This is a genomic window from Pseudomonas sp. BW16M2 (assembly GCF_014268865.1).
Taxonomy (GTDB): domain Bacteria; phylum Pseudomonadota; class Gammaproteobacteria; order Pseudomonadales; family Pseudomonadaceae; genus Aquipseudomonas; species Aquipseudomonas peradeniyensis.
This window is the reverse complement of the sequence record NZ_JABWRI010000032.1, coordinates 42,487-66,621: the sequence shown is the minus strand read 5'-3', so window position 1 is coordinate 66,621 and position 24,135 is coordinate 42,487. Positions and strand designations below refer to the sequence as shown.

The following is a 24,135-nucleotide window of genomic DNA, read 5'->3' as shown; positions in this document are numbered from 1 at the left end:
ACATCGCAGCTTCAGCGCGCGCTAGCCGTGCGCAGACGCAACCCCAGGCGCGGCCCGAACACATTGATCAGCAGCCCGAGCATCACCAGCAACGCGCCCCAGCCCTGGGCCTCGCTGAGACGCTCGCCCAGCAGCAGGGCCGAGGAGCTCAGGCCGACCACCGGCACCAGCAGCGAGAACGGCGCCACCTTGCCCGCCGGGTGGCGCGACAGCAGGGTGCTCCACAGGCTGTAGCCGACCATGGTGGCGACGAAGGCCAGGTAGGCCAGGGCCAGCACCGAGCTCCAGCCGATGTTGGCCAGGGCATGTCCGATGCGCTCGGGCCCTTCCAGCCACCAGGACAGCGCCAGGAACGGCAGCGGCGGGATCAGCCCGCCCCAGATCACCAGGGCGACCAGGTCGACCTTGCCGAAGCGCCGGGTGATGATGTTGCCCATGCCCCACATGGCGCCGCCGCACAGGGTCAGCAACAGTGCGAGCAACGGTACGTGGCCACTGTCCTCGCTGCCGATCACCGCCAGGCCGCCGGCGGCCACCAGCAGGCCCAGCACGCTGGCCAGGCGCAGCCGCTCACCAAGGAACAGCGCGGCGAAGCCCAGGGTGAAAAACGCCTGGGACTGCAGCACCAGCGAAGCCAGCCCAGGCGGCATGCCACTGGCCATGGCCTGGAACAGGAAGGCGAACTGGCCCAGGGAAATGGTCGCGCCGTAGGCGATCAACCAACCCCAGGGCAGGTTCGGGCGCTTGATCAGGAACACCGCCGGGAAGGCCACCAGCAGAAAGCGCAATGCCCCGAGCAGCATCGGCGGCAGGCCGTCGAGGCCGACCTTGATGACCACGAAATTGACGCCCCAGGCGATGATCACCACCAGGGCGATCAGCAGGTCCTTGAGTGGCATGGCACGCATTCCTTCTTCAGGCTTGTTATAGACATATTTAGTTACAGCATAAGGGTATCGCGCCGCCGTGGACCAGCACAGTTGTGCGTCAGCCTTGCGCAACAGTCGGCTGTGATGGCGTAGCGAAGCCAATGAAACCCTGCGCAAGCTTCACTTGACCTGACTTGTATATACATGCTCATATCAGGACTCGGCCATCCGCCCTGCGTACCGCCGATAGCCGCCGCCTTTCACAAAAACAACGAAGCGGAGCCCTCCCCGATGTCCAGCAAACCCGTGATCGAGCGCCGTTCGATCGACTACATCCCCGAGTCTGAACGCCATGGACGCGTCTACAGCCAATTCACCCTGTGGCTGGGAGCCAACCTGCAGATCACCGCGATCGTCACCGGCGCCCTGGCCGTGGTGCTGGGCGGCGATGTGTTCTGGTCGTTGATCGGCCTGCTGCTCGGGCAACTGGTCGGCGGCGCGGTGATGGCCCTGCACGCCGCCCAGGGGCCGCGCCTGGGGCTGCCGCAGATGATCTCCAGCCGCGTGCAGTTCGGCGTGTACGGCGCGGCCATCCCCATGGCCCTGGTGTGCCTGATGTACCTGGGCTTCACCGCCACCGGCACGGTGCTTTCCGGCCAGGCCATCGGCCAGTTGCTGCACATCAGCGACAGCGCCGGGATCCTCATCTTCGCCGGGGTGATCGTGCTGGCGACCCTGGCCGGCTACCGGGTGATCCACTGGATCGGCCGCCTGGCCAGCGTGCTCGGGATCATCGCCTTCGTCTACCTGTTCAGCCGCATCCTGATGCTCGCCGACATCGGCCAGTTGCTCGACAACCGCCACTTCAGCTGGGCCAGCTTCCTGCTGGCGGTGTCGCTGGCGGCGTCGTGGCAGATCGCCTTCGGCCCGTACGTGGCTGACTACTCGCGCTACCTGCCCAGCCATACCTCGCCGCTCAAGACCTTCCTCGCCGCCGGCCTGGGTTCGGTGATCGGCGCCCAGGCCTCAATGATTCTCGGCGTGTTCGCCGCGGCCATCGCCGGCGGCCAGTTCTCCGGGCGCGAAGTGGCCTACATCGTCGGCCTCGGCGGTGCCGGCACCACGGCGGCACTGCTGTACTTCAGCATCGCCTTCGGCAAGGTGACCATCTCCACCCTCAACAGCTACGGCAGCTTCATGTGCATCGCCACGATCATCAGCGGCTTCCGAGGCCACCTGCAGATCAGCCGGGTCCAGCGCCTGGTGTTCGTGCTCGGCATCGTCGGCGCCGCGACCCTGGTCGCCCTGCTCGGCCAGCATTCGTTCCTCAGTGCGTTCAAGTCGTTCATCCTGTTCCTGCTGACCTTCTTCGTGCCGTGGAGCGCAGTGAACCTGGTGGACTACTACTTCATCACCAAGGAGCGCTACGACATCCCGGCGCTGGCCGACCCTGACGGCCGCTACGGGCGCTGGAACTGGCCGGGCATCGGCGTGTACACCTTCGGCGTGCTGGTGCAGATGCCGTTCATCGACACCAAGCTGTACACCGGGCCCATGGTCGCGCACCTGGGCGGCGTGGACGTGTCGTGGCTGATCGGCCTGGTGGTGCCGAGCGTGCTGTACTACTGCGTGGCCCGCCGCCGGGCGGCCGAGGCACCGGTCGGGATCATCGTGCCGGAGGGACGCTGAGCCGGGTTCTGATTGAAATATCAGTTCGTGGGAGCGGCGGTGCGCCGATGCGACTTGCCCCGCGATCACCGGCTATGCCGGTGCCATACATCGCTTCGCGGGGCAAGCCCGCTCCCACGCAGTCCTATTTGAATCCAAGAGTTATGTTAAGCCCGCTCCCACAGGGGTGCTGTCATCTTTCGGTCAAGCAACTGTCGTAATCTGCGGCGCAACTCTGTGCCACAGGTCTCCGGCATGCCTCGCCTGCTTCTCCTTCTGCTGTGCCTGCTCCCGGGCCTGGCCTGCGCCGGGCCCGCGCAACTGCGTATCCAGGGCTCCAACACCATCGGCGCGGCCCTTGGCCCGGCCCTGGTACAGGGGCTGCTGCAGGCCCAGGGCGCAAGCGCCATCGAGCGCCGGCCCGGCGCCACGGCCAACGAGACCGAAGTCCACGCCATCGGTCCAGACGGCCAGCCCGTGCGCATCGACATCGCCGCCCACGGCACCAGCACCGGCTTTGTCGCGCTGGCCCGGGGCAAGGCCGACCTGGCCGCGGCCTCGCGGCCGATCAGCGATAGCGAGGCGCAACAGTTGCAGGCCCTGGGCAACCTGCGCGGCGCGGGCTCGGAACAGGTGATCGGCCTGGATGGCGTGGCGGTGATCGTTCATCCGGACAACCCCCTCGCGCAACTGACCACCGAGCAACTGGCCCAGGTGTTCTCCGGCCAATTGCAACGCTGGGAACAGTTGGGCGTGCCCGGCGGGGCAATCCACCTTTATGCTCGCGATGATCGCTCCGGCACCTTCGAAACCTTCAAGGCCCTGGTGCTTACCCCTCAGCAAGCGACACTGGCCACCCAGGCACGGCGCTTCGAATCCGCCGACGAACTGGCCGCCCAGGTCATGGCCGACCGCCAGGCCATCGGCTTCAGCGGCCTGGCCACGGTCCACCGGGCCAAGGCACTGGCCGTGGCCGAGGGCGATGCACCGGCACTGGCGCCCAGTCGCGCCCTGGTGGCCAGCGAGGACTACCCGCTGTCGCGGCGCCTGTTCTTCTACCTCCCCGCCCACCCCACGGCACACGCCAGGGCCCTCGCCGAGTTCGCCCAGAGCCCCGCCGGCCAGGCCATCGTCGCCGAACAGGGCTTCGTCTCCCAGCAGATCAAGCCGCAGCAAGTCGCGGCCCAGGCCGACATGCCTGCGCGCTATCGGGCGCTGGCCGGCGAGGCGCAGCGCCTGAGCGTGAACTTCCGCTTCCAGGAGGGCAGCGCCGGCCTCGACAACAAGGCCCTGCGCGATGTGCAGCGGGTCGGCGACTACCTGCGTCAGGCCGGCAAGCTACAAGGCAAGGTGGTGCTGGTGGGCTTCGGCGATCCCAAGGAAACCCCGGGCCGCGCCGCGCTGCTGTCGCGCCTGCGGGCCATGGCGGTACGCCGGGAGCTGGCCCGGGCCGGGGTGCAGGTCAGGGATGTGGCGGGCATGGGCGACGAACTGCCGGTAGCCGGCAATGACCTGGAACAGGGTCGATTACGCAACCGCCGGGTCGAAGTCTGGGTGTACTGACCTGCTCATCCCCCATCGGGCAGTTCGACCCGCGCCACCAGCCCACCGCCAACGCGATTGCGCAAGGTCAGCTCGCCGCCCTGCTCGCGCACACTGGCCCGGGCGGCCGAGAGGCCGAGGCCGACGCCGCCGGTATCGCGGTTGCGCGAGCCCTCCAGCCGATAGAACGGCTCGAACACCTGCTGCAAGGCCTCCTCGGGAATACCTGGCCCACTGTCGCGAACCTCGATGACGATCAGGTGAGCGGCGCGGCGCAGCGTTATCTGCGGATCGCGGGCATACTTCATGGCGTTTTCCACCAGGTTGACGATCACCCGCTTGGTCGCCAGCGGGCGGCCGTCGTGCACCAGGTGCGCCGGGCCCTTGAAGGCGATGTCCAGATGCTGGTCGCGGTAGTCGTCGACCAGGGTCTGCAACAGCTCCGACAGATCATAGGCCGTGCGCTGCTCCAGTTGCGTGCCCTCGCGGAAGAACGCCAGGGCCTCGTTGATCATCGTCTGCATCTCGTCGACATCGCGGATCAGCTTGCGTTGGTGGTCCAGGTCCTCCATGAACTCGCTGCGCAGGCGCATGCGCGTCAGCGGCGCGCGCAGGTCGTGGGAGATGGCCGCGAGCATGTGGGTGCGCTCGCGAAGAAAGTGCTGGATCTGCGCCTGCATGGTGTTGAAGGCGATGATTGCCTGGCGGATCTCCTCGGGCCCCTCGATGGCGATGGGCGGCGCCTGCAAATCACCGCCGAAGCGCCGCGCCGCGCTGGCAAAGCGTTGCAGCGGCGCGGCCAGCTGGCGGGTGGCGAGCCAGGCCACCAGCAATGTCGCCACCAGCCCCAGGCCGATGACCACCGCCAGGCGCGCCGTCGCGCTCATGCCCCAGCTGCGCTCCGGCGGCACGAACAGCAGCCAGCTGTCATCGTCCAGCCCGACCAGTGCCACGTAGTGCGCATCGGCACTGCCATCAGGCCAGTCGCCCGGGTTGTACACCGCGATCGGGCGTGAAGGGCCCAGCAGTTGCGCCATCGCCGGCACCTGTCCGGAGCTCAGCGGCACGCCCGGACCGGGCAAGCCGAAGTCTTCACGCCTGTTGCTCCACCTTACCCGCAACGTCGGCGTGCTCGCTGCCTCGGCCAGTGGGCCACGCAGCGCGGGCGGCGCGGTCTCGATCATATGGGTGGTCACGGCGAGCTGGTCGAGCAGGCCGGTGCGCTCGATGGGCGGGCGCGCCCAGCTGCCGGCAAGCTGGACGAACAAGGCGTTGAACGCCAACGACGCGAGCAGCGCGGTGAAAATGGTCAGGGCGATGCGCTTGCGCAGGGTATCGCGGCCCAGCAGGCGGCGGATCACGAACGACTCACCTTGGCGCTGAACAGATAGCCGCCATTGCGCACCGTGCGGATCAGGTCCGGGCGCTTGCTGTCGGGCTCGATCTTGCGCCGCAGGCGGCTGACCTGCACATCGATGCTGCGATCGAAGGCGTCATGGCCGTGGCCACGGGTCAGGTCGATCAACTGCTCGCGGGTGAGAATGCGCTGCGGGTGCTCGAGAAACACCACCAGCAAATCGAACTCGGCACCGGACAGCGGCACCATCACCCGCTCGGGCGAACGCAGTTCGCGGCAGGTGATGTCCAGCTGCCAACCGGCGAAGCCGATCACCGGCCGCGCCGCCTCGCCACGCGGTGGCTGCTCGCCGACACGGCGTTGCACGGCGCGCAGGCGGGCCAGCAGTTCGCGAGGGTCGAACGGTTTGGTCAGGTAGTCGTCGGCGCCCAGTTCCAGGCCGATGATGCGGTCGCTCAACTCGGCCATGGCAGTGAGCATGATGACCGGCACGCCGAGCTGCGCACGCAGCTTCTGACACAATCCCAGGCCGCTTTCGCCGGGCAGCATCAGGTCGAGGATGATCGCATCCGGGCGCTGCCGGGCGATGGCGGCCCACATCGCCTGCCCCTCGGCGGCCAGGTCCACCTCGTAACCGTGCTGGACGAAGAACTGCTTCAGCAAGGCGAGGATTTCGACGTCGTCATCGACGATCAACAGTCTGCTCACGGTGATACCGGTCCGGGAAAAAGGCGTATCTAAAACCATTGCGCCACGCGGGTCATTTATTTCAATCACGCAACATTTCGTCACGCACGACACAAAGTGGACATCACCCGGCAACGATGGCCCTTCACCCTGGCGGCCTTCCATTACCGAGGGCTCCCCATGAAGATAGTCGACAGCCGCAACAGCACCGATGGGCATGAGGGCTCCGCGTCCCTGATCCTCAGCCAGCGCAACACCCAGCGCGGACAATCGGGTTCGCTGATCGTGCAACAGGAGAGCCTGGAGCTGGCAAACGAACAGGGCTACGTCACCCTGCGCCGGTATTTCGAACACTACGACCCGACCTTTGGCGAATGGGTCGAGTACAGCCACACCGTTCCCGTCCGTGACCTCGTGCACTGGCTGATGGCGCGCGGGCAGCTGCGCATCCAGACATCGCAGGACGTGCCCCACCTGCAAGCGGCCCTCCCGACCCGGCGCGAGGTTCGCCACCCATGAGTCGGCGTCACCTTCTGGCACTGATGCTGACGTCCACCCTGGGCCTGTCCGCGTGCGGCAGCAACAAGCCGACACCGACCGGTTATCTCAAGGACTACGGGTTACTCACCCCGCACCAGGCGCCTTCGGGCGCAACGGTGCTCAGCTGGGCCGACCCGAAATGGCCAAAGGGCCGTTACATCGAGGTCTACCTGGCACCCAGCCGGTTCTACCCGGCGCCCGAGCCGAGCACGCGCATCCCCCAGGCCACCCTCGCCAGCATCACCCACTACTACGACGCGGTACTGCGCAACGAACTGGGCAAGGTGATGACGGTGGTCGACAGGCCCGGCCCGAACACCCTGGTGGTCAGGCCGGCCATCACCCGCATCAGCGCCGACACCCAGGGCCTGCGCTTCTACGAGTGGCTGCCGATCACCCTGGTCGCGGCCGGGGTGAGCAGTGCCGCCGGCATTCGCGACCGGGACAGCGCGATCGCCAGCGAGCTGTCGTTCGAGGCGGGCGCAAGCGGCAAGGTGGTCGGCGAGGCGATGCTCGCGGGTACCGGCGTGCCGTTGGATAACGACCGCCAGGTGATGACCGCCGACAACGTCAAGGCCGTGCTCGACGGCTGGGCCGTGGACCTGCGCCAGGGCTATGCGGCGCCGCTCAGGTAGCGTGACGCGTCACAGGACAAGCCCAGCTCGCCTGGTCAGGCCTTGAGCGTGGCCATGTCGATGACGAAGCGGTACTTCACGTCGCCGACAATCATTCGCTCATACGCCTGATTGAGGCTTGGAAAGGGCATGAACCCGGGTCTCGAACTCGGCGACCTTGGCCCAGCGGGAGTTCGTCAAACGTTCACGCCCAGCTTTCTCAGCTGTTTACGCGTGTTCTCAACAGACACATGGTGGATGCCTTGCCAACCCAAAGCCGTCGCCGCGTCCACGTTACCGGCCACGTCATCGATGAATACCAGCTCATGTTCCCGGATGTCCGAAAGATGCGAGCGTATCCGACCGACACTGGTGTGGTAGATCGCCGCGTCCGGCTTGATCTGCTTCACCTCGCCAGACACCACGATGTCACGGAAGCATTTCAGGAACGAATAGCGCCGCAGGGCGTAGGGAAAAGTCTCAGCCGACCAGTTGGTCAAGCCGAACAACGGCATCTCACTGGCGTGCAATTCGGTCAATAACTCCAAACCATCGTCTAGTGTGCCGCGCAGCATTTCGTGCCAACGCGAGTAATAGGCCTGAATCAACACTTCATGTTCAGGGTGCAGTGCGACCAGCATGCGAGTGGCTTCGGCCAACGTGCGACCGGCGTCCTGCTCGGTATTCCATACCTGCGTGCAGATGTTGTCCAGAAACCACTGCCGCTGCGTGTCATCGGCAATCAGCTTGCGATACAGGTGGTGCGGGCTCCAGTCGAAGAGCACGCCGCCAAAATCGAACACCACTGCGCGAATAGCCATTACATCCTCCGTGCTTGAACAGTGTGACTGCCTGGCTTAGGTGACCCGCTGAGCCTAGTCCATACGAGCGAGATCGCAGGCATGCTCCCCACCCCGCGGTGGCCACCAACCTGGCTGTCCCGAACAATGAGCCGGTGCGGTTTGCGCGCCGGCTCGTACTACATCGAAGACGATTACTGCTGGGTCTTCACCCGCACCACCACGCGGCGATCCGGTGCGTAGCAGTCGATTTGCTCGGCACGCGAGCCGCTGCAGCCGCTGCTCAGCGACTCGCTGTCGCCTCGGCTGCTGGCCTGGATACTACTGCCCGGCAGCCCTGCGTCGATCAACACGCGGCGTACGGTCTGGGCCCGTTGCAGGCCCAGTGCCTGGTTAGCGGCCGCAGAACCGATCGGATCGGTATGGCCGATCACCTCGATGTGCTGCAAGGTGGCGTTGTCCGCCTTGATCTGGCGGGCCAACTGGCGAACGGCGTCACGCCCTTCAGGCGAGATGTCGCCGTAGCTGGACTTGCCGAACCTGAAGAGCACATCACTGGACAGGGTGTAGTCCTTACGCGGTGCGGACGCTGGCAGGTAGTTGCACGCCTGTACGCTGGAGGCACGCGACAGGGCGTGGATCTGCTGGCGCATGTTGGTCAGGTCGACCTCAGCCTGGGCGCGAGTTACCGCCTGAGGCGTGCTGACGCCGCCCTCGCTCGCCTTCAGGAAGTAGGTCTGGCCACCTTCCAGCTCGGCCGAATAGACGTCGGTGGTCTTGCCCCGGTACTGCGGGGCGTCGTTGAGGTAGGCGCCCAGGGTGTGAGTGCCGGGCGACACGCAGAACGCGCTGTAGCCACCTGGCAGCAGGCCGGTGTGGAACTCGCGGTCAACGTATACGTTCGCCGAGCCTGGCTGGGCGCCCATGGCTGCGGCGCGGTAATACACCACTTGGGCCTGCTGGGTGCCTACTGGTGCTACGGGGCGGTACAGGTCGCCGAAGGCATCGGCGGCGATCACCTCGGGAGCACTGCAGATCGCCAAGGCCAACAGCGTGGCGTGCAATGGAATGGATCGTTTCAACATGGTCATGGCTCCGCCACGGGCATCGGTGGATGCCCGGGCTTTTAACGAAGGATGGATGGCAACGGATGCCGTGGTTTACACGAGGTTGGTCGTGACGCCCTGCTGCACAAGCAGCTCGGCGTCCAGCGAGGAGTGGCTGTAGACCTCATAGGTCTTGCCGCCCACCTCGACGGCCCCGATGGCGCTCCAGTTGCCTGGATCCTCGGCGCTGACAAGGCCCTCCAGGTCCACCACGTCGCCAGCATCGCCGTTGATCATCATCTGGGTCTTACCGCTGTCATGGAACAGGTCGACACCGCCGTTGTTCAGCACATCGTCCAGCGAGATATCCAGGTGGTTGTCGCCAGTTCCGATCAGATCGATGACTTCGATGGAGCTGATTCGGTCGCCGATATCGGTCAGGTCCAGAACTTGGTCCTGGCCGACAAGCCGAAGTGTGTCCAGACCTGCATTGCCATGAATGCTGGTCGAGGAAGAGTCCAGGAGGGTCACATCGGCCAAGTCGAACACGTTGGCTTCATCGCCACCGAGATACATCGTTTCTTCCATGACACTTTGCAGGACATCGGGTGGAGAAACACCATTGTCTACATAGCCTTCGGACCCGATGACCATATTGTCCACCCAGACATAATCATCCGTGATGACGGTGAACGTTACCGCCTGGAAGTAAACGCCCTCGGGCATCTCGACAGAAATATTTCCCCTGAGCCCGTCTGATGCTTTGGAATAGGCCGCCATGATGTGATTGCCGGCGCTGTCCCAGAAATCAAGATGCAAGTAACCACCATTGGTCCTATCCCCAACGGTCGCGGAAAACGTGCTGGCAGGAGCGACCAGATCCATTTTTACAGTGCCTGCAATTTGCAGCGCGTTCGTAGGGGCACGATCAGCTACTTGCCCATCCGCCCCGGCGGGATAGTTGCTTCCGACGTCTTGAGAGTATTTGTGATTGTGGGCCAGACCTGTAAAGGTGAAGTTTTCATATTTTGCGCTTTGATTCGTGCTGAGCGACGCATAGCGAATGTTGTCAAAGTTCTCGGTGATCGTAGAGCTGCCATAGCTGATGCTCCGGTAGTCCGAGACATTTCCCGCCGCATCCACCAAGGCCGCCTCTATAACTTGAGGGTTGCCACTTACCCCAACCGGCCCTGCAAAAGTTGCAGACCCTGCGTCGATTTCGGCCTGTGTCAGTGGGTGCTGCACAACCTTTCCATCCACAACCACGTGGATGCTGTCACCAAGTGACAGCGCGCTTGCATCGAAGCCAACGGTGAGCTGCCCGTCGCTCCAGCCAATGGACTCCGGGGGATTTGGCGCCGTAGTGTCGAGTGAGATGTCCTGCGAAGATTCAGGGCCTACGTTCCCACTGGCATCAATAACCCTGGCCTGAACTCTCCAGTCGCTCACATGGGCGGTTTCATCCACAAAACTCCAGCTGCCATCAGCGTTGAGCAGTGCATCCTGCCAGGTGGCACCACCGTCGACGGAGACCTGAACTTTCTCCCCAGCGGCCAAGGCAGCATTCAGCGTGCCCTGGATCAGGCGCCCCGCACTGCCGTCATTAGTCAGGAAGTCGCCGCTGTCCAGCCCGCTGTCCTTGCCCACGCTCGTGATAGAGGCAAGCACAGTCGGCGCAGTGGTATCGACAATCACAGTATACGGGTCAGACTCCTCACTGGCATTGCCCGCTGGGTCGGTGACGATCAACGTGAAATCGTGCTGACCATCGTTGAGCGGTGGGTTGGGCGTGAAGGTCCAGTTACCGTCATCGCCAACCACGACTTCGCCGATGACCTGACCATTGTCGATGATGCTGACTTTGTCGCCCGGCTGCTGGCCACCGCCACTCAAAGTCGGGGTGGTGTCATCGGTGGAGCCACCGTTGCTGATCGGGCCCTGGATATCGCCCACATCATCGTAGACTTCATCAATGCCGCCATTGCCACCCTCGCCTGGCTTGCCCGGTGCAGTGGTGTCGATTTGCAGCCTGAACTCGGCAGTCGGTGCGCTTTCGCCACCGGCTTCGGTCACCACGGTCGCGGTGAACGCGTAGTCACCTTCGGCCAAGGTCAGGGCCGGGGTGAATGTCCAGTCGCCGGAACCATTGGTGTTCGCGCTGCCCAGCAATACGCCATTGTCGTAGATGTTCACCACGCTGTTCGGCGTACCTTTGCCGTTCAGGGTCGGGGTGGTGTCGTCGCTCACCGCACCATTGGACAACGCACCGATGATCGAGCCTTGGTCATCCACCACCGTGGTGATGCTGATTTCCACTGCGCGGGTATCGACCGTGAAGTCGATCGGCTGGTCGGGCTCGCTCTGGTTGCCAGCCGGGTCCTGGACCACGGTGTTGAAGCTGTGCTGGCCATCGTTGAGTGGCTCGCTCGGGGTGAAGCTCCAGTCTCCATTGGCGTCGACCGGCGCACGGCCAATCTCCTGGCCGTTGTCGTAGACGATCACCGTGCTACCTGGCTCGGCCTTGCCGTTCAGGGTCGGGGTGTTGTCATCAGTCACATCACCGCTGACGATTGGGCCGGTAATAGCGCCCACGTCGTCGCTCAAGGTCTCGTCGGTGGCAGCACCTGGCGCACCGGTGTCGATGGTCAGCGGGTAGTCACCGGTCTGCGGGCTGACATTGCCGGCGGCATCGGTGGCGGTAGCGCTGATGTTGTTCAAACCATCGGCCAGGTCGGTTTGCGGGGTGAACGACCAGCGGCCATCCTCACCCACCACGGTTTCACCCAACAGTTCGCCGTTCGAGTACACCTGAATGGTCGAGCCAGGTTGCGCGGTGCCGTTGATGGTGGGGCGTGCGTCATCGGTGACGCTGCCTGGCATCAGGTTGCCTGTATTGACACCCACGTCGTCGAGCACTTCGGTAATCGCCGGTGCCGGTGGAATACCGCCTGCGAGCAGGTCGAAATCGAACGGTTCGGAGCTTGGGCTCTGGTTACCCGCAGTGTCTACTGCCACCACGGATACCGAGTGGCCGCCGTTGGCCAGTGGCAAGGTGGGCGTGAAATGCCAGTTGCCGTCGGCGTCTACTGGTGCCCGGCCAATTTCCACGCCATTGTCGTAGATGATCACGATACTGCCAGCCTCAGCGGTACCGTTGACCTGTGGCATGGCATCGTCGGTGACCTCGCCCGCCGCAATTGGGCCTTGGCGATCACCCTGGTCGTCGACCACACTGGTAATTACAGGCTGGCCTGGGGCTGTGGTGTCGACAATCACGGTGTACGGGTCGGATGCCTCACTAGCGTTTCCAGCAGGGTCGGTGACCACCAAGGTGAAGTCGTGCTTACCATCGTTGAGCGGCGGGTTGGGCGTGAAGGTCCATTTACCGTCGTCGCCAACCACAACTTCGCCGATGACCTGGCCATTGTCGATGATGCTGACCTTGTCGCCCGGCTGCTGGCCACCGCCGCTCAGGGTTGGAGTGGTGTCATCGGTTGCACCGCCATTGCTGATCGGGCCCTGGATATCGCCCACGTCGTCGTGGACATCATCGATACCGCCATTGCCACCCTCGCCCGGCTTACCCGGTGCGGTGGTGTCGATCTCCAGGTTGAACACGGCGGTCGGAGCGCTTTCACCACCGGCTTCGGTCACCACGGTGGCGGTGAAGTCGTGCTGGCCCTCGGCCAGGCCATTCTCAGGAGTGAACACCCAGTCACCGGAGGCATCGGACTGAACGCTGCCCAGCAGCACGCCTTTGTCGTAGATGTTGACGGTGGAGTTCGGGGTGGCCTTGCCGGCAATGGTCGGCGTGGCATCGGAGGTAACACCACCGCGCGGCACCGGATTGTAGTCGCCACCACGATGTTGCGGCCCCTCCAGCGATGGCGTCTCGGTGACTTGAGTGATGCTGATCAGTACATCCTGGGTATCGACGATGAAGTTGATCGCAGAGCCTGCATCCCCCTGATTGCCAGCGGCATCCTCAATCACCGAGTGGAAGCTGTGGGCTCCGTCGACCAGTGGGGTCGCCGGCGTGAAGCTCCAGTCACCATTGGCATCGACGGGTACGCGGCCGATTTCCACGCCGTTGTCGTAGATGACCGCAGTGGCGCCCGGTTCGCCCTTGCCAGCGAAGGTCGGGGTGCTGTCGTCGGTGGTGTCGCCGCTGGCGATGGGGCCGGTGATGGCGCCGACGTTGTCGTTCAGGGTTTCGCCGCTGGCGGCATCTGGTGCGCTGGTGTCGATGGTCAGCGGGTAGTCGCCGGTCTGCGGGCTGACGTTGCCTGCAGTATCGGTGGCGGTGGCGCTGATGTTATTCAAGCCGTCGGACAGGTCGCTTTCTGGCGTGAAGGCCCAGTGGCCGTCGGCACCGACCTGGGTTTCACCCAGCAATACACCATCGGCGTATACGCGGATGGTCGAGCCTGCTTGGCCAGTACCGGTGATGGTCGGGCGAGCGTCATCGGTGATGCCACCCGGCATCACGTTGCCGGTGCGGGTGCCGACGTCATCGGTAACACCGGTGATGGCCGGAGCCGGTGCCACACCACCCGCATCGACAGTGAAGTCGAATGGCGCAGATGGCAAGCCGACGTTACCCGCGGCGTCGACTGCGGTCACGGTCAGTTGGTGAGCACCGTTGCCCAGGGGCAGCTCAGGGGAGAAGCTCCAGTTGCCGTCGGCATCGACCACGGCACGGCCAATTTCCACACCGTTGTCGTAGACAACTACGGTGCTGCCAGGCTCGGCAGTGCCGCTGATTTGCGGCAAAGCATCGTCAGTGGTGTCGCCGCTGGTGATCGTGCCGGTTTCGGCGCCCTGGTCGTCGACAACGCTGGTGATCTGCGCCTGGCCAGGTGCGGTGAGGTCGATGATCAGCTCAAAGCCGTCAGAGGGCTCACTCTGGTTGCCGCTTGGGTCCTTCTCTACCAGGATGATCTCGTGCGGGCCTTCGGCCAAGGGGGGCTCCGGGGTGTAGCTCCACTTGCCGTCCTCACCAACGACCACTTCACCGATGACGGTGTCGCCATCACGCACGATGACGGTGTTGCCAGGGGTACCGATACCCGTGAAAGTGGGGGTGTTATCGTCAGTGATACCGCCGTTCTCAATGGGGCCGACCTGATCCCCAACGTCATCGATCACCGACTCCAGAGTCGGGGTTGCAGGGCGATCGCCAGGGACGTTGCCACCACCATCACCGCCATCTGCGCCACCGTGGTCGTTGCCGTCATCCCTGTTGTCGGCGGCGATGACCGCACCTACCAGGCCCAGGCCTGCAAGGCCAAGCAGAGCGGGCCAGAACCAGCCGATACCGGCGCCCGCAACCAGGCCATCACCGAAGCCGACCAAAGGCTCGGCACCCAACACCTGGGGCGCATCAACATCCTCGATCAGGAAGGCCGCCGCAAGGTCCTGCTGCGCATCGGAGGAAATGTAGTCGTGGTACTGGCCGTCCTCGCCCACACCCACCAGCTGGCTCTGGGTGTCGAAGAAGCCTTCGATGATCAGTTGCGGTTGATCAGGGTCGGTGCCTTGCAAGGCGATGTGCAGGTCCTTGCCTACACGCTTGACGGTAATGTTTTCAGGGGCCAGACCCTTCTCGCCTTCGGCAAGGATGTACTTGCCGTTTTCGACCGCCGTGATACGGACGGGTTTTCCCGATTTACCGCTGGGTAACTCAGCGGTCTGAGTAATGGTCTTGCCGTCGACGACGGCTACATTCACTGCGCTTGAATTCAACTTGCAGCCCTCTCTTGAAAATAGTTGCCGGCGTTGCGAACAACTGCGGCTTTCCTTACCGTCCCGAACGTGTCCTCAGCGACACACCGTGCGGTCAGGGCCTATTTTCAATTTGAGGTGACAGGCCTTTACATGAGCATTGTCTCAAAAAGCGCAATAACTGAAATCCAGTACTGTTGTGGCCCGCCAATGTCTCAGCCACGCGCGACTTAATCCGGTAAGTCCTTTAACAATCGAGCTTCAAGCGCCTGTAGACATGCCACTATTTTTTCAACTTGGCGGGCATAGCCTCGGGCGTCGCCCTGCGCTTCAATCAGTTGCTCCAAGGCAGCGCAGGCATCGTTCAAGGCCTGGTCGCCCGTCAGCCTGGCGCCGCCCCTGACCTTGTGCACCAGGCGGGCCAGGGCCCGCGGTTCGCCTGCCAAGGCCAGCCGCTGCAAGGCCTCGCCGTCGGCGCGATGGGTCCGCACGATTTCCTCCACCAGCGGCGCATAAGCCTGTGGACTCAGCGCGCGTATCTGCTCCAGCTCACTGAGCCCGCTGGCGGCCCGCAGCGGGCTGCTTTGCTGGACCTGGGTCAGGGCCAGGTGCAGCGCCTGCATGCCCAAGGGCTTGAACAGGCAACGGCTCATGCCTGCGTCCTGGCAGGCCTGGACAATTTCGGGCTGGGCGTTGGCCGTGAGGCCGAACACCGTGTGTGGGCGTACCGCGCGCAGTTGCTCGTCTTCACGCATCGCCCGGACCAGCTGGTAACCGTCCATCAGTGGCATGCCGCAGTCGGTGATGGTGAGGTCGAACGGCGGATGCGCCGTTTTCCACAAGGCCAAGGCAGCCTCGCCGTCATCACAGGGCCAGGCCTGGTGCCCCAGGTATTCCAGCTGCCGGCACAGCAGCAGGCGGTTCGGCGCATGGTCTTCCACGACCAGGATCTTCAGCGCTGGCCCAGCAAATGTGTCGAAGGCCGCAGGCGTCGCGGTGGGTTGCACTTCGACCACCTGGGCTTCGAACACCAGGGTGAAACGTGAACCGAGCCCTGGCTGGCTGTCGACCGTCAGTTGCGCCCCCAGAAGCTTCGCCAGGCTTGCGCATATGCTCAGGCCAAGGCCGGTACCCACGGGCCGATTGGCCTGCGGCTCGGCCTGCACGAAGGGTTCGAATATCGCCTGGCTCTGTCCCTCGCTCAGGCCCCGGCCGGTATCGCTCACCTGGATGGCGAAACGTGCCCGACCTTCGGGCGACTCCCCCGGCAGTTCACGCAACAGCAGGTGCACACTGCCTTGGTCGGTGAACTTGATGGCATTGCTCAACAGGTTGGCGACCACCTGATTGAGCATCAACGCATCGATCATCACGCCAGGGTGCTGCAATTCGGTGGCCAGGCGGTAGTCGAGTTGCTTGGTGCGGGCGTTGGGTTCGAACAGCCGGTGGATGGCCTGCATGAGTTCTGCAAGGTGCGTTGGGCGTTGGACCGGTGTCATTTCGCCAGCTTCGATCTTGGAAAGATCGAGAATGTCACCAATCAACGACAACAGCGACTGAGCCGACTGGTGCGCCACCTCCAGGTCGGCGTCGATGGTCGCAGTATCGGCGCCTTTGAGCTGCAGCAATTCTATCAGCCCCACCAAGGCGCTGACCGGTGTGCGGATCTCATGGCTCATGCTGGCCAGAAACACCGACTTGGAGCGGTTGGCATCGGTTGCTGCGACGTTGGCCTGCTGCAACTGCGCAATCAATTGCTCGCGCTCGGTAATGTCCAGCCAGCCGCCTATCACACCGATGTAGCGGCCAGTGCTGTCGCGGAACGGCAGGATCCAGTGGTGCACACGCACCTGGCGACCCTGCACCTGCACATTCAGGTCGGCGAAGGCCGGCTGGCCATGGCTCAGGGTGTCCAGGTAGGCCTGGTGGTAGCGCGTGCTGAAGTCGGTATCGAACACTTGGCTCTCTACCAAGGTGGTGCCGATCAGCGCCTCGCGGGTGGTACCGAAGAAGTCCAGGTAGGCTTGGTTGCACTGCGCCAAACGGCCCTGCTCGTCACGCACATACAGCGCCACCGGGGCGCCGTCGATCAAGGTGCGGCTAAACTGCAACTGGTCCTGCAAGCCGCGCTCGGCCTGCTTGCGTTTGTTTATCTGCACCCGCAGGTAGTAGTTCCACACCAGGAACACCAGCATCAGCCCACCGGCCAGCAGCAAGACACGCAACACATCCTGCTTGTAGGTATTCCAGGGGCTGGCCACCGCAGGGGCTGCATTATTGCGCCAGCGGTCGGTGATGTCCTTGAGCTCTTCTGGTGAAATACTCAGCAACGCGGCATCGATGATGCCTTTGAGAGGCCCATGCTGCGGTGCCACGGCCATGGCGATCTTCGCCGGGACCGGCCCCAGGCTCGACGTCACCCGCAAGTCCGACTGAAAGTGCTGGCTGATGAAATAGTCCGCCGTGAACTGAGTACTCACGGCGCCTTCTACCTCTTTGCCAAGCAGCAGGTCTATGCCTTGCACGGTGTTGCGCACGCTGACCTGGTGGATATCCGGGTAGTGCTGGTAGAGCCATGACGAAATCGAACTGCCCACCGTCAGCGCCAGACGTAGGCCATTTAGCTCCTCCAGATCGCGCAGGCCGGCTTCGTTGCGGCGCGAAAGCACCACGTAAGGGCTGACCAGATAGATGCGGCTGAGCTGCTGCTGGCCAACCAGGTTGGCATCAACGTTCAGGCCTGCGATCAGGTCGATCTTGTTGGACTGCAACTGCTCGACCAGCTCGCTGATGCCATTGGCGCGCACGAGTTCGAACGACAGCCCGGTGATGCTGCCGATCCGCTTCAGCAGGTCGGCACTCAAACCCTGTAATTCGTTCTGTTCGTCGAAGAAGGTCAAGGGGGCATTGGCGCTGTTGATGCCGACCTTCAGGGTGCGGTGGGTCGCAACCCATTCGGTCTGTGCAGGCGTGAGCTGCAGCAACGGCCGGGCCTCGACGAAACTGCTGCTCAGCCCCCACTGCGAGGTGATGCGCACCATGCTCGCCGGCGGAATCGCAGCCAGCGACTGATCGATGGCCTTGAGCAACTGCGGCTCCCGTGCGCTCACCGCAAAGTTGAGGCTCGCCACTTCAGGGCTGCTGGCATCGCCTGCAATGTAGGCGGCGTTGCGGTAGAAGCGGGAAATCAGGAACTCGGCAGATATCGCATCGGTGTACAGCACATCGGCCTGACCGTTCACCACACCGGCAAGGGCATTTAGGTAGTAGGTGTAAGGTTGCAGATTACTCAGCGGGTAGCGGGCCTTGAGCTGCCTGGACTGCTCGTCGCTGTGCGCGATGTAGGCCAGGCGCTCGCCACTGAGGTCGACCATCGAGGCATGGGCCTGGCCGACCCGCCGCACCAGCACTGCACGGTTGAGCAGGTACGGCTTGGTGGGGTTGTACAACGGGTTGGCCGGTGCATCGACACTACTGACGGCGAACATGTCGACGTCCCCCTGGCGCATCGCCTGCAGGGCTTGCGCCTTGCTCGAGTAGCTGAGCATCTCCAGGCGCACACCGAGCATCTGCTCCAACAGGCCCAAGGTATCTGCCGTGACGCCCTCGAAGGTATTGGGCTCCAAGCCCATGTGCATCGGTGGGTGCGAGCGCCCCCAGAAACCCACCCGGATGCTGTCTCTGCTCGCAAGCCAGGCCTGGGTTTGCGCATCGTGGGTCACCTCGGGGGCCCGCTCGGGGGTGCGAACCACCAGCCGTGCCTGCTCGGCAGCCTGGGTGGGGTCGCCAACGGCCAGCAGCAACAGCAGGCCGAAGGCCAACAACCAGCGGACAATCGACAGATGAGGTTTCAATGCGCGCATTTCCTGTATGAGAGCCTCACCGCTGCAGCGGCTGTTTCATATAAGCGGGAACCGCCTCCACGAGCAAGTGCTTGGCCTGCGGCGGGCGGTCCATGTCCATGGGGCCATTGCCTTGCAGCCACTGCATCAGCACACCGGCACTGGCGTATTGGCGGAAGATCGACTGGTAGGCATCGAAACGGTTGGTGATTTCCGCCACCTGGTTGCCATAGTGGTCGTTTTCAGCGGTCAGCACATCGAGCAAGGTTCGTTTGCCCAAGTGGTGCCACTGCAGGTAGAACGCCTTGCGGATGGCATCCGACTCCACCGACAAGTTGCGATACAGTGCCGCGCGTTCCAACTGGGTACGGGCATCGTTATCGGCGGCGCGAATCCGGAACTCCAGGTCGCGCCGTTGTTGCGCGGTTTCCTGGCGGCTGGCATCGGCGCGTTGCAACGCTGCGCGTTCTGCTGCACGCGTGGAGCCACCACGAAACGCCCCCCAGGTCACACTGAGGTTGGTCTGCCAGGGTTGCTCGCGCCCCAGCGCGTCTTCAGCGGTGTTCTTGCTCACGACCCAGTTCAACTGCGGCAGGCCCGAAGCATGCACGGCTTTCGCCTCGAACTCCGCCGACTCGGCCTGGGCAGCGGCCTGGCGGATGGTCGGGTGGTGCTGGGCCACATCGAGCAAATACTCGAGGTCGGTCAGGCCGATGTTCCAGGCGCTCTGCTCGGGAATCGCCACAGGTTGGTCGCCTACCAGCTTGTTCAGGGTGATCTGCGCATCCTGAGCCTTGGCCCGGGCCGCGTCACGCAAGGCCTGGGCCTGCAGCAAGCGGGCCTTGGCCTGGGTCAGCTCGCTGGCCCGGCCGGGGTCGGCCGCGACGATACCACGCAGCATCTGCACCAACTCCTCCATGCGGTTGGCAAAGGCCTGGCTGAGTTGCCCGATCTGCCGTTGCTTGCCGAGTTCGGCGAGGGTCGTCACCACTTCGAAACCGATGTCCTCCGTTTTCGCGCTGACATTTTCCTGGGCAGCGCTGGCAAGCTTCTCGCGGCTGTCGACCGTGTTGCCGATGCGCCCCCAGTCGTACAGCATCGTCGACATCGACACCTGGATGCCGCCGCTGCCCTGCTCGTTGTATTCGCCACCGCCGAACTGCTTGCTTTGCGTCTGCGAACCGATGTCCATCTGCGGCCAGCGCTGGCCCTTGGCCTGGTCGACGTCCGACTCCGCCGCCTGCTGCTCGCCTCGCGAACGCAGGACCTCGGGGCTTCGCACCACGGCGGTCTTCACCGTTTCGAAAAACATTTTGCGCAGGTCACTTTCCGACGGCCCCGGCACCACAGGAGTAGTGCCTCCGACGCTGGCCGAATATGCCAATGCCGAGACACTCCCGAGCGGTGCCGTGCGCAGGCTGGGTGACGGGTTGTCACGCGGCGTGACAGGCGACGCATTGGCTGGCGCCTTTAGGGCTTGTTCAGGCACGGGCATGACACGGGCGAACTGCAACAGCTCTTCGGCTCGTGCGCAGGTCAGGCCCAGGCCGCTGAAGCTCAGAGCCGCCACCAGGCAAGTGACTGGACGCAGGGAATGACGAGGCATGCCTATCGCTCCCTGAACGCTTCGCGCGCTTTGAACACGGGCTTGAGCAGGTAGTCGAGGATGGTTTTCTCCCCGGTGCGGATCTCTACCGTCGCGACCATCCCGGGAATGATCGGCGACTGCTTGCCGCCGACATCCAGCGCGCTTTTCTCGGTCAGTACCAGTACCCGATAGTAGGTGTCGTCGGGGCGGCCAGCCGCCGCTTTCTGGTCATCCTTCAAGGTGTCCGGGCTGATGTGCTGCACACGGCCTTTCAGCCCACCGTAGATGCTGTAGTCGTAGGCGGTGATCTTCACCATGGCGGGTAATCCCGGTCGCAGGAAGGCGACGTCGGCCGGGCGGATCTTGCCCTCGACCAGCAACTGGTCTTCGAGTGGCACGATTTCGAGGATAGGCTCACCGGGCTGGATGACCCCACCAATGGTATTCACCCGTACGTTCTTCACCGTGCCGCGTACCGGCGCGGTCAGGGTGGTGCGCTCGACTACGTCGGCGCGACCGATGAGGTTCTCGCTGGTTTGCGACAACTCCAGCTCGAACTTGGCGAGGTCGGCGTTGGCTTCGGCTTGGTAGCGGTTGATCCGCTCCACCACCTGGGACTTGATCTCGTTGGCCTGGCGGCGCATGCGCAGCATTTCCACCTCTGAAATCAAGCCCTGGGCTGCCAGCGGCTCGGACAGTTTGATTTCGCGCATAGCCAGCGCATAGCTGCGCTCCAGGGCGCTCACGCTCTCGTTCAACGCGCTCTTGCGGGCGTTGTAAGCCTGGGTTTCCTGCAGCACCACGGCCGGTTCGGCCTTGACCATGTCATCGAATACCAATGGTTGCTGGTAGGCCTCGGCGCGCAGACGGGTGATGCTGGCCTTCAGGCCTATCACCTTGGACAAGGCTTCGCGGTAGCTGGCTTCGGCGCGGGTGGCGTCAATTCTCAGCAGCACTTGGCCTTTATCGACGATGTCGCCCTCACGCACGTTCATTTGCGCAAGAATGCCGCCTTCCAAGCTCTGGATAACCTGCTCGCGGCTCTTGGAGATGACCTTCGCCTCGCCCAGGGTGATTTCCTCGACCCGAGCAAAATAAGCCCAGGTCAGGCCACCGAGCAGCACCAGGGCGATGAGTTTGAGTACCAGATTGGAACCCGGTGTTGTCTGGGTCAGCAGCGATTCGCGAATATCCTCCATGTAGGCAGCATCGCCAGGAGACAGCGACGCACGGGGGCGGCGCCGGAACAAACGTTTGATCATCGGGGGTTACCTGTCTGTACTGCGGGACCCTGCGGCCCAGCCGCGGCAACCCTCGTTTTTGGTTTGCGCGTGCTCAACGACATCGGGGCATGCTGGGTACCGGCCCCTGGGGCGGCGCTCGCCGTGTTCGTGGCGCCAGACTTGCCAGAGTGGGCCCCCATCGCGGCCATGACCTGGGCCTTGGGGCCGTCGGCGACGACTCTGCCCTCCTCCACCACCACAATGCGTTGCACCAACGCCAGCAGTGAAGGACGATGGGTCACCAGCACCAGGGTCTGGCCCTGGGCAGCACGGCGCAAGTGCTGCAGGAACACCGCCTCGGTCTGGGTGTCCATGGCGCTGGTGGGCTCGTCGAGCAGCAGCAGCGCAGGCTTTGCCAGCAGCGTACGGGCCAGCGATACCAGTTGCCGCTGCCCACCCGAGAGCCCCTCGCCCAGCTCACCGATGGGCAGGTTGATACCCAGCGGGTGGCGGGCTGCAACCTGGTCCAGCCCCGTCACGGCTAACACGCCGAGAAACTCGTCGGTGCTTGCCTCGGGGCGACCGATCATGATGTTTTCTCGTAGCGTGCCGTAGAACAGCCGGGCCTCTTGGCCGACGTAGCCAACGGACTTGCGCCAGTCGGCCGGGTCGATCTGTTTCACGTCCAGGCCCGAGCTGAACATCTGCCCCTGCACCGGGCAATAGAGGCGTGCCATGACCCGCAGCAGCGAAGACTTGCCGCTGCCGATCCGCCCCAGGATGGCAACCGTCTCACCGGCCTGAACCGTCAGATTGATACCCTGCAACACGGGTGGGTTGGGTTGCATGGGCGGTGCAGGATAGGCAAAACCAACGTCCTTCAAGGTCAGCTGCCCGGTGATGGTGGGCTTGGCCAGATAGTCGCGCTCGCTATCACGGTCGACTGGCATGGCCATCAGACCATTGAGCGACTGCATCGCTGCCTTCGCCTGCTGAAAGCGCACCGCCAGTCCTACAACCATGCCCAACGGGGCCGTGGCGCGACCGGCAAGCATTACCGTAGCGATAAGCGCCCCCATGCTCAGGTCGCCGGCATCGATCAGGTAGACACCCACCACTACCAGCACTACGGTCTGAATCTGCTGTAGGAAGGCCACACTGCCGGTCGCCAGGCTGGTCAGCTCGCGCGATTTCATGGCGGTTTTTGCCGCCAGGGCGCTGAAGTTCTCCCAGCGACGGCGCATGTACGCCTCGCCTCCCACAGCCTTGAGCGTCTCCAGCCCTTCGATGGACTCGATCAGCACGCCCTGCTTGAGCGACGACTCACGCAAATTTTCCTTCATGGTGCGGGCCAACGGCCACTGAACCGCCACGCTGATGACCAGAATCAGCGGGATCAACAACAGCGGAATCCAGCCCAATGGCCCGCCGATCACGAAGATCACAGCCACGAACAGCAGGATGAACGGCAAGTCGGAAATCGCCGACAAGGTGGCGGAGGTGGCAAAATCGCGCACCGACTCGAACTCGCGCAGCTGGTTGGCGAAGGTGCCAGTGGAGGCTGGCTTGTGCTCCATCTGGATCGACAGGGCCTGACGAAACAACATGGCGCCAAGCACCAGGTCGGCCTTCTTCCCTGCTACATCGAGCAAATGGGCTCGCACGTAACGGGCAACGGCTTCGAAAACCATGGCCACCACCACGCCAATGGCCAGCGACCACAGGGTCACGAACGCCTGGTTGGGCACCACGCGGTCATACACGTTCATGGTGAAGAAAATGCTGGCCAGGCCCAGAAGGTTGATCAGCACCGCGCCGATTGCCGCACTGCGGTAATAGCGCCGGTAGCGCCACAGCGTGCTGAGCAGCCAGTGCCCGGCCGGGCGCGCGGTTTCCTCGCCAGCCCGGGTATCGATCTTGGCCTTGAGCTTGGCAAGAATGGTATGGCCCGCGTACAGCACGTCGACTTCAGCCTGGGACAGCTCCACCGGCTCGCTGCTGATTTCCGGCAGCACCACGCTATAGAGGTAGGCACGCTTGCTCTCGGCCTGCGGGTCTAGGTGACGACCGAGCAGGATGAACCCACCATGGCCCTTGCGCAGCAGGAGCATTGGCATCAGCTCGACAGGCAAGTCTTGGGCTCGGCGCTTCACCAGCCCTGCCTGTATGCCTGCATTGGCCAGGCTGGCCAAGGCCAGCGAAGGAGACAACAAACCTGCGGTGGGTAAACCGGCGGTCAGTGCCTGCAGGGATCGTCCTACAGCATGGTGGTCGCAAAGCCAGGCTACGCTCTGCAGCAGGGTGTCGTGGACTTGGGGGGCGACACTGCCAGGTGGGGCTGTAGCCACCTCGCAGTCAACGCAATTGCTATCGGTAACCATCAAACGAAGTCCTGGCAGCGCTCGCTGGCTGGCGAGCGTGCGATTGACCTTCAAGAGTGAATGCCAGACCTCGGTTTGCTTACGGATCATGGCGCCAGGTAATGCTGGGGCGAATTCTGGCAAGCGCGCCCCGGCATCAGAATGAGACATGTCTCAAAACCTGGCGCAAACCGCGCAATTGACGAACACCGCGCGCGGCGAACGATTAATGTAGCCAGGTGAAAGGCACCGATAGGCATGCGAGCGTCCGTAGG

Annotated in this window: 14 protein-coding genes; 4 read left to right on the top strand and 10 right to left on the bottom strand. The window is 63.6% G+C overall.

The window, feature by feature from the left end; all coding sequences use genetic code 11:
- Positions 1-11 precede the first annotated feature (11 nt).
- Positions 12-899, bottom strand: a complete 888-nt coding sequence (locus tag HU735_RS22625; protein ID WP_186715454.1) for an EamA family transporter — start codon at positions 897-899, stop codon at positions 12-14.
- A 261-nt stretch (positions 900-1,160) separates the two neighbouring features.
- On the opposite strand from HU735_RS22625, the gene HU735_RS22620 reads away from it, so the two are divergent.
- A complete protein-coding gene (locus HU735_RS22620) occupies positions 1,161-2,558 on the top strand; it encodes a cytosine permease (RefSeq protein ID WP_186715452.1) in 1,398 nt (465 codons plus the stop codon).
- 234 nt (positions 2,559-2,792) lie between these two features.
- Positions 2,793-4,100, top strand: coding sequence for a phosphate ABC transporter substrate-binding/OmpA family protein (locus tag HU735_RS22615; RefSeq protein WP_186715450.1), 1,308 nt, complete (start codon positions 2,793-2,795; stop codon positions 4,098-4,100).
- A 5-nt stretch (positions 4,101-4,105) separates the two neighbouring features.
- Here the strand turns inward: HU735_RS22615 and HU735_RS22610 are convergent, their stop codons facing one another.
- Together HU735_RS22610 and HU735_RS22605 are read right to left on the bottom strand one after the other, a co-directional pair.
- On the bottom strand, positions 4,106-5,440 hold the full coding sequence (locus tag HU735_RS22610; protein WP_186715447.1) for an ATP-binding protein: 1,335 nt from the start codon (positions 5,438-5,440) through the stop codon (positions 4,106-4,108).
- A complete protein-coding gene (locus tag HU735_RS22605) occupies positions 5,437-6,183 on the bottom strand; it encodes a response regulator transcription factor (RefSeq protein WP_050706161.1) in 747 nt (248 codons plus the stop codon). Before HU735_RS22605 ends, HU735_RS22610 begins: the two co-directional genes overlap by 4 nt.
- A gap of 120 nt (positions 6,184-6,303) precedes the next feature.
- On the opposite strand from HU735_RS22605, the gene HU735_RS22600 reads away from it, so the two are divergent.
- Together HU735_RS22600 and HU735_RS22595 are read left to right on the top strand one after the other, a co-directional pair.
- Positions 6,304-6,642, top strand: coding sequence for a hypothetical protein (locus tag HU735_RS22600; protein WP_110733858.1), 339 nt, complete (start codon positions 6,304-6,306; stop codon positions 6,640-6,642).
- On the top strand, positions 6,639-7,298 hold the full coding sequence (locus HU735_RS22595) for a DUF3313 domain-containing protein (protein ID WP_186715445.1): 660 nt from the start codon (positions 6,639-6,641) through the stop codon (positions 7,296-7,298). The genes HU735_RS22600 and HU735_RS22595 overlap by 4 nt, the downstream gene beginning before the upstream one ends.
- Before the next feature lie 176 nt (positions 7,299-7,474).
- On the opposite strand, the gene HU735_RS22590 is transcribed toward HU735_RS22595, so the two are convergent.
- The 7 genes from HU735_RS22590 to HU735_RS22560 form a co-directional block, all read right to left on the bottom strand.
- The gene (locus HU735_RS22590; protein ID WP_186715443.1) at positions 7,475-8,098 is read right to left on the bottom strand and encodes an HAD family phosphatase; all 624 of its coding nucleotides are present in this window, start codon (positions 8,096-8,098) and stop codon (positions 7,475-7,477) included.
- Positions 8,099-8,271: 173 nt separating this feature from the next.
- Complete coding sequence (locus HU735_RS22585; protein ID WP_186715441.1) at positions 8,272-9,162, bottom strand: OmpA family protein; 891 nt, start codon at positions 9,160-9,162, stop codon at positions 8,272-8,274.
- A gap of 75 nt (positions 9,163-9,237) precedes the next feature.
- Positions 9,238-14,853: an Ig-like domain-containing protein gene (locus tag HU735_RS22580; protein WP_186715440.1), complete on the bottom strand. Its 5,616-nt coding sequence runs from the start codon at positions 14,851-14,853 to the stop codon at positions 9,238-9,240.
- Between the two features lie 224 nt (positions 14,854-15,077).
- On the bottom strand, positions 15,078-18,701 hold the full coding sequence (locus HU735_RS22575) for a transporter substrate-binding domain-containing protein (protein WP_186715439.1): 3,624 nt from the start codon (positions 18,699-18,701) through the stop codon (positions 15,078-15,080).
- A gap of 25 nt (positions 18,702-18,726) precedes the next feature.
- On the bottom strand, positions 18,727-20,295 hold the full coding sequence (locus HU735_RS22570; protein WP_238349882.1) for a TolC family protein: 1,569 nt from the start codon (positions 20,293-20,295) through the stop codon (positions 18,727-18,729).
- A gap of 2 nt (positions 20,296-20,297) precedes the next feature.
- The gene (locus HU735_RS22565) at positions 20,298-21,539 is read right to left on the bottom strand and encodes an HlyD family type I secretion periplasmic adaptor subunit (protein WP_186715438.1); all 1,242 of its coding nucleotides are present in this window, start codon (positions 21,537-21,539) and stop codon (positions 20,298-20,300) included.
- Positions 21,536-24,031: a type I secretion system permease/ATPase gene (locus tag HU735_RS22560; protein ID WP_238349881.1), complete on the bottom strand. Its 2,496-nt coding sequence runs from the start codon at positions 24,029-24,031 to the stop codon at positions 21,536-21,538. Before HU735_RS22560 ends, HU735_RS22565 begins: the two co-directional genes overlap by 4 nt.
- Between the last annotated feature and the right edge of the window lie 104 nt (positions 24,032-24,135).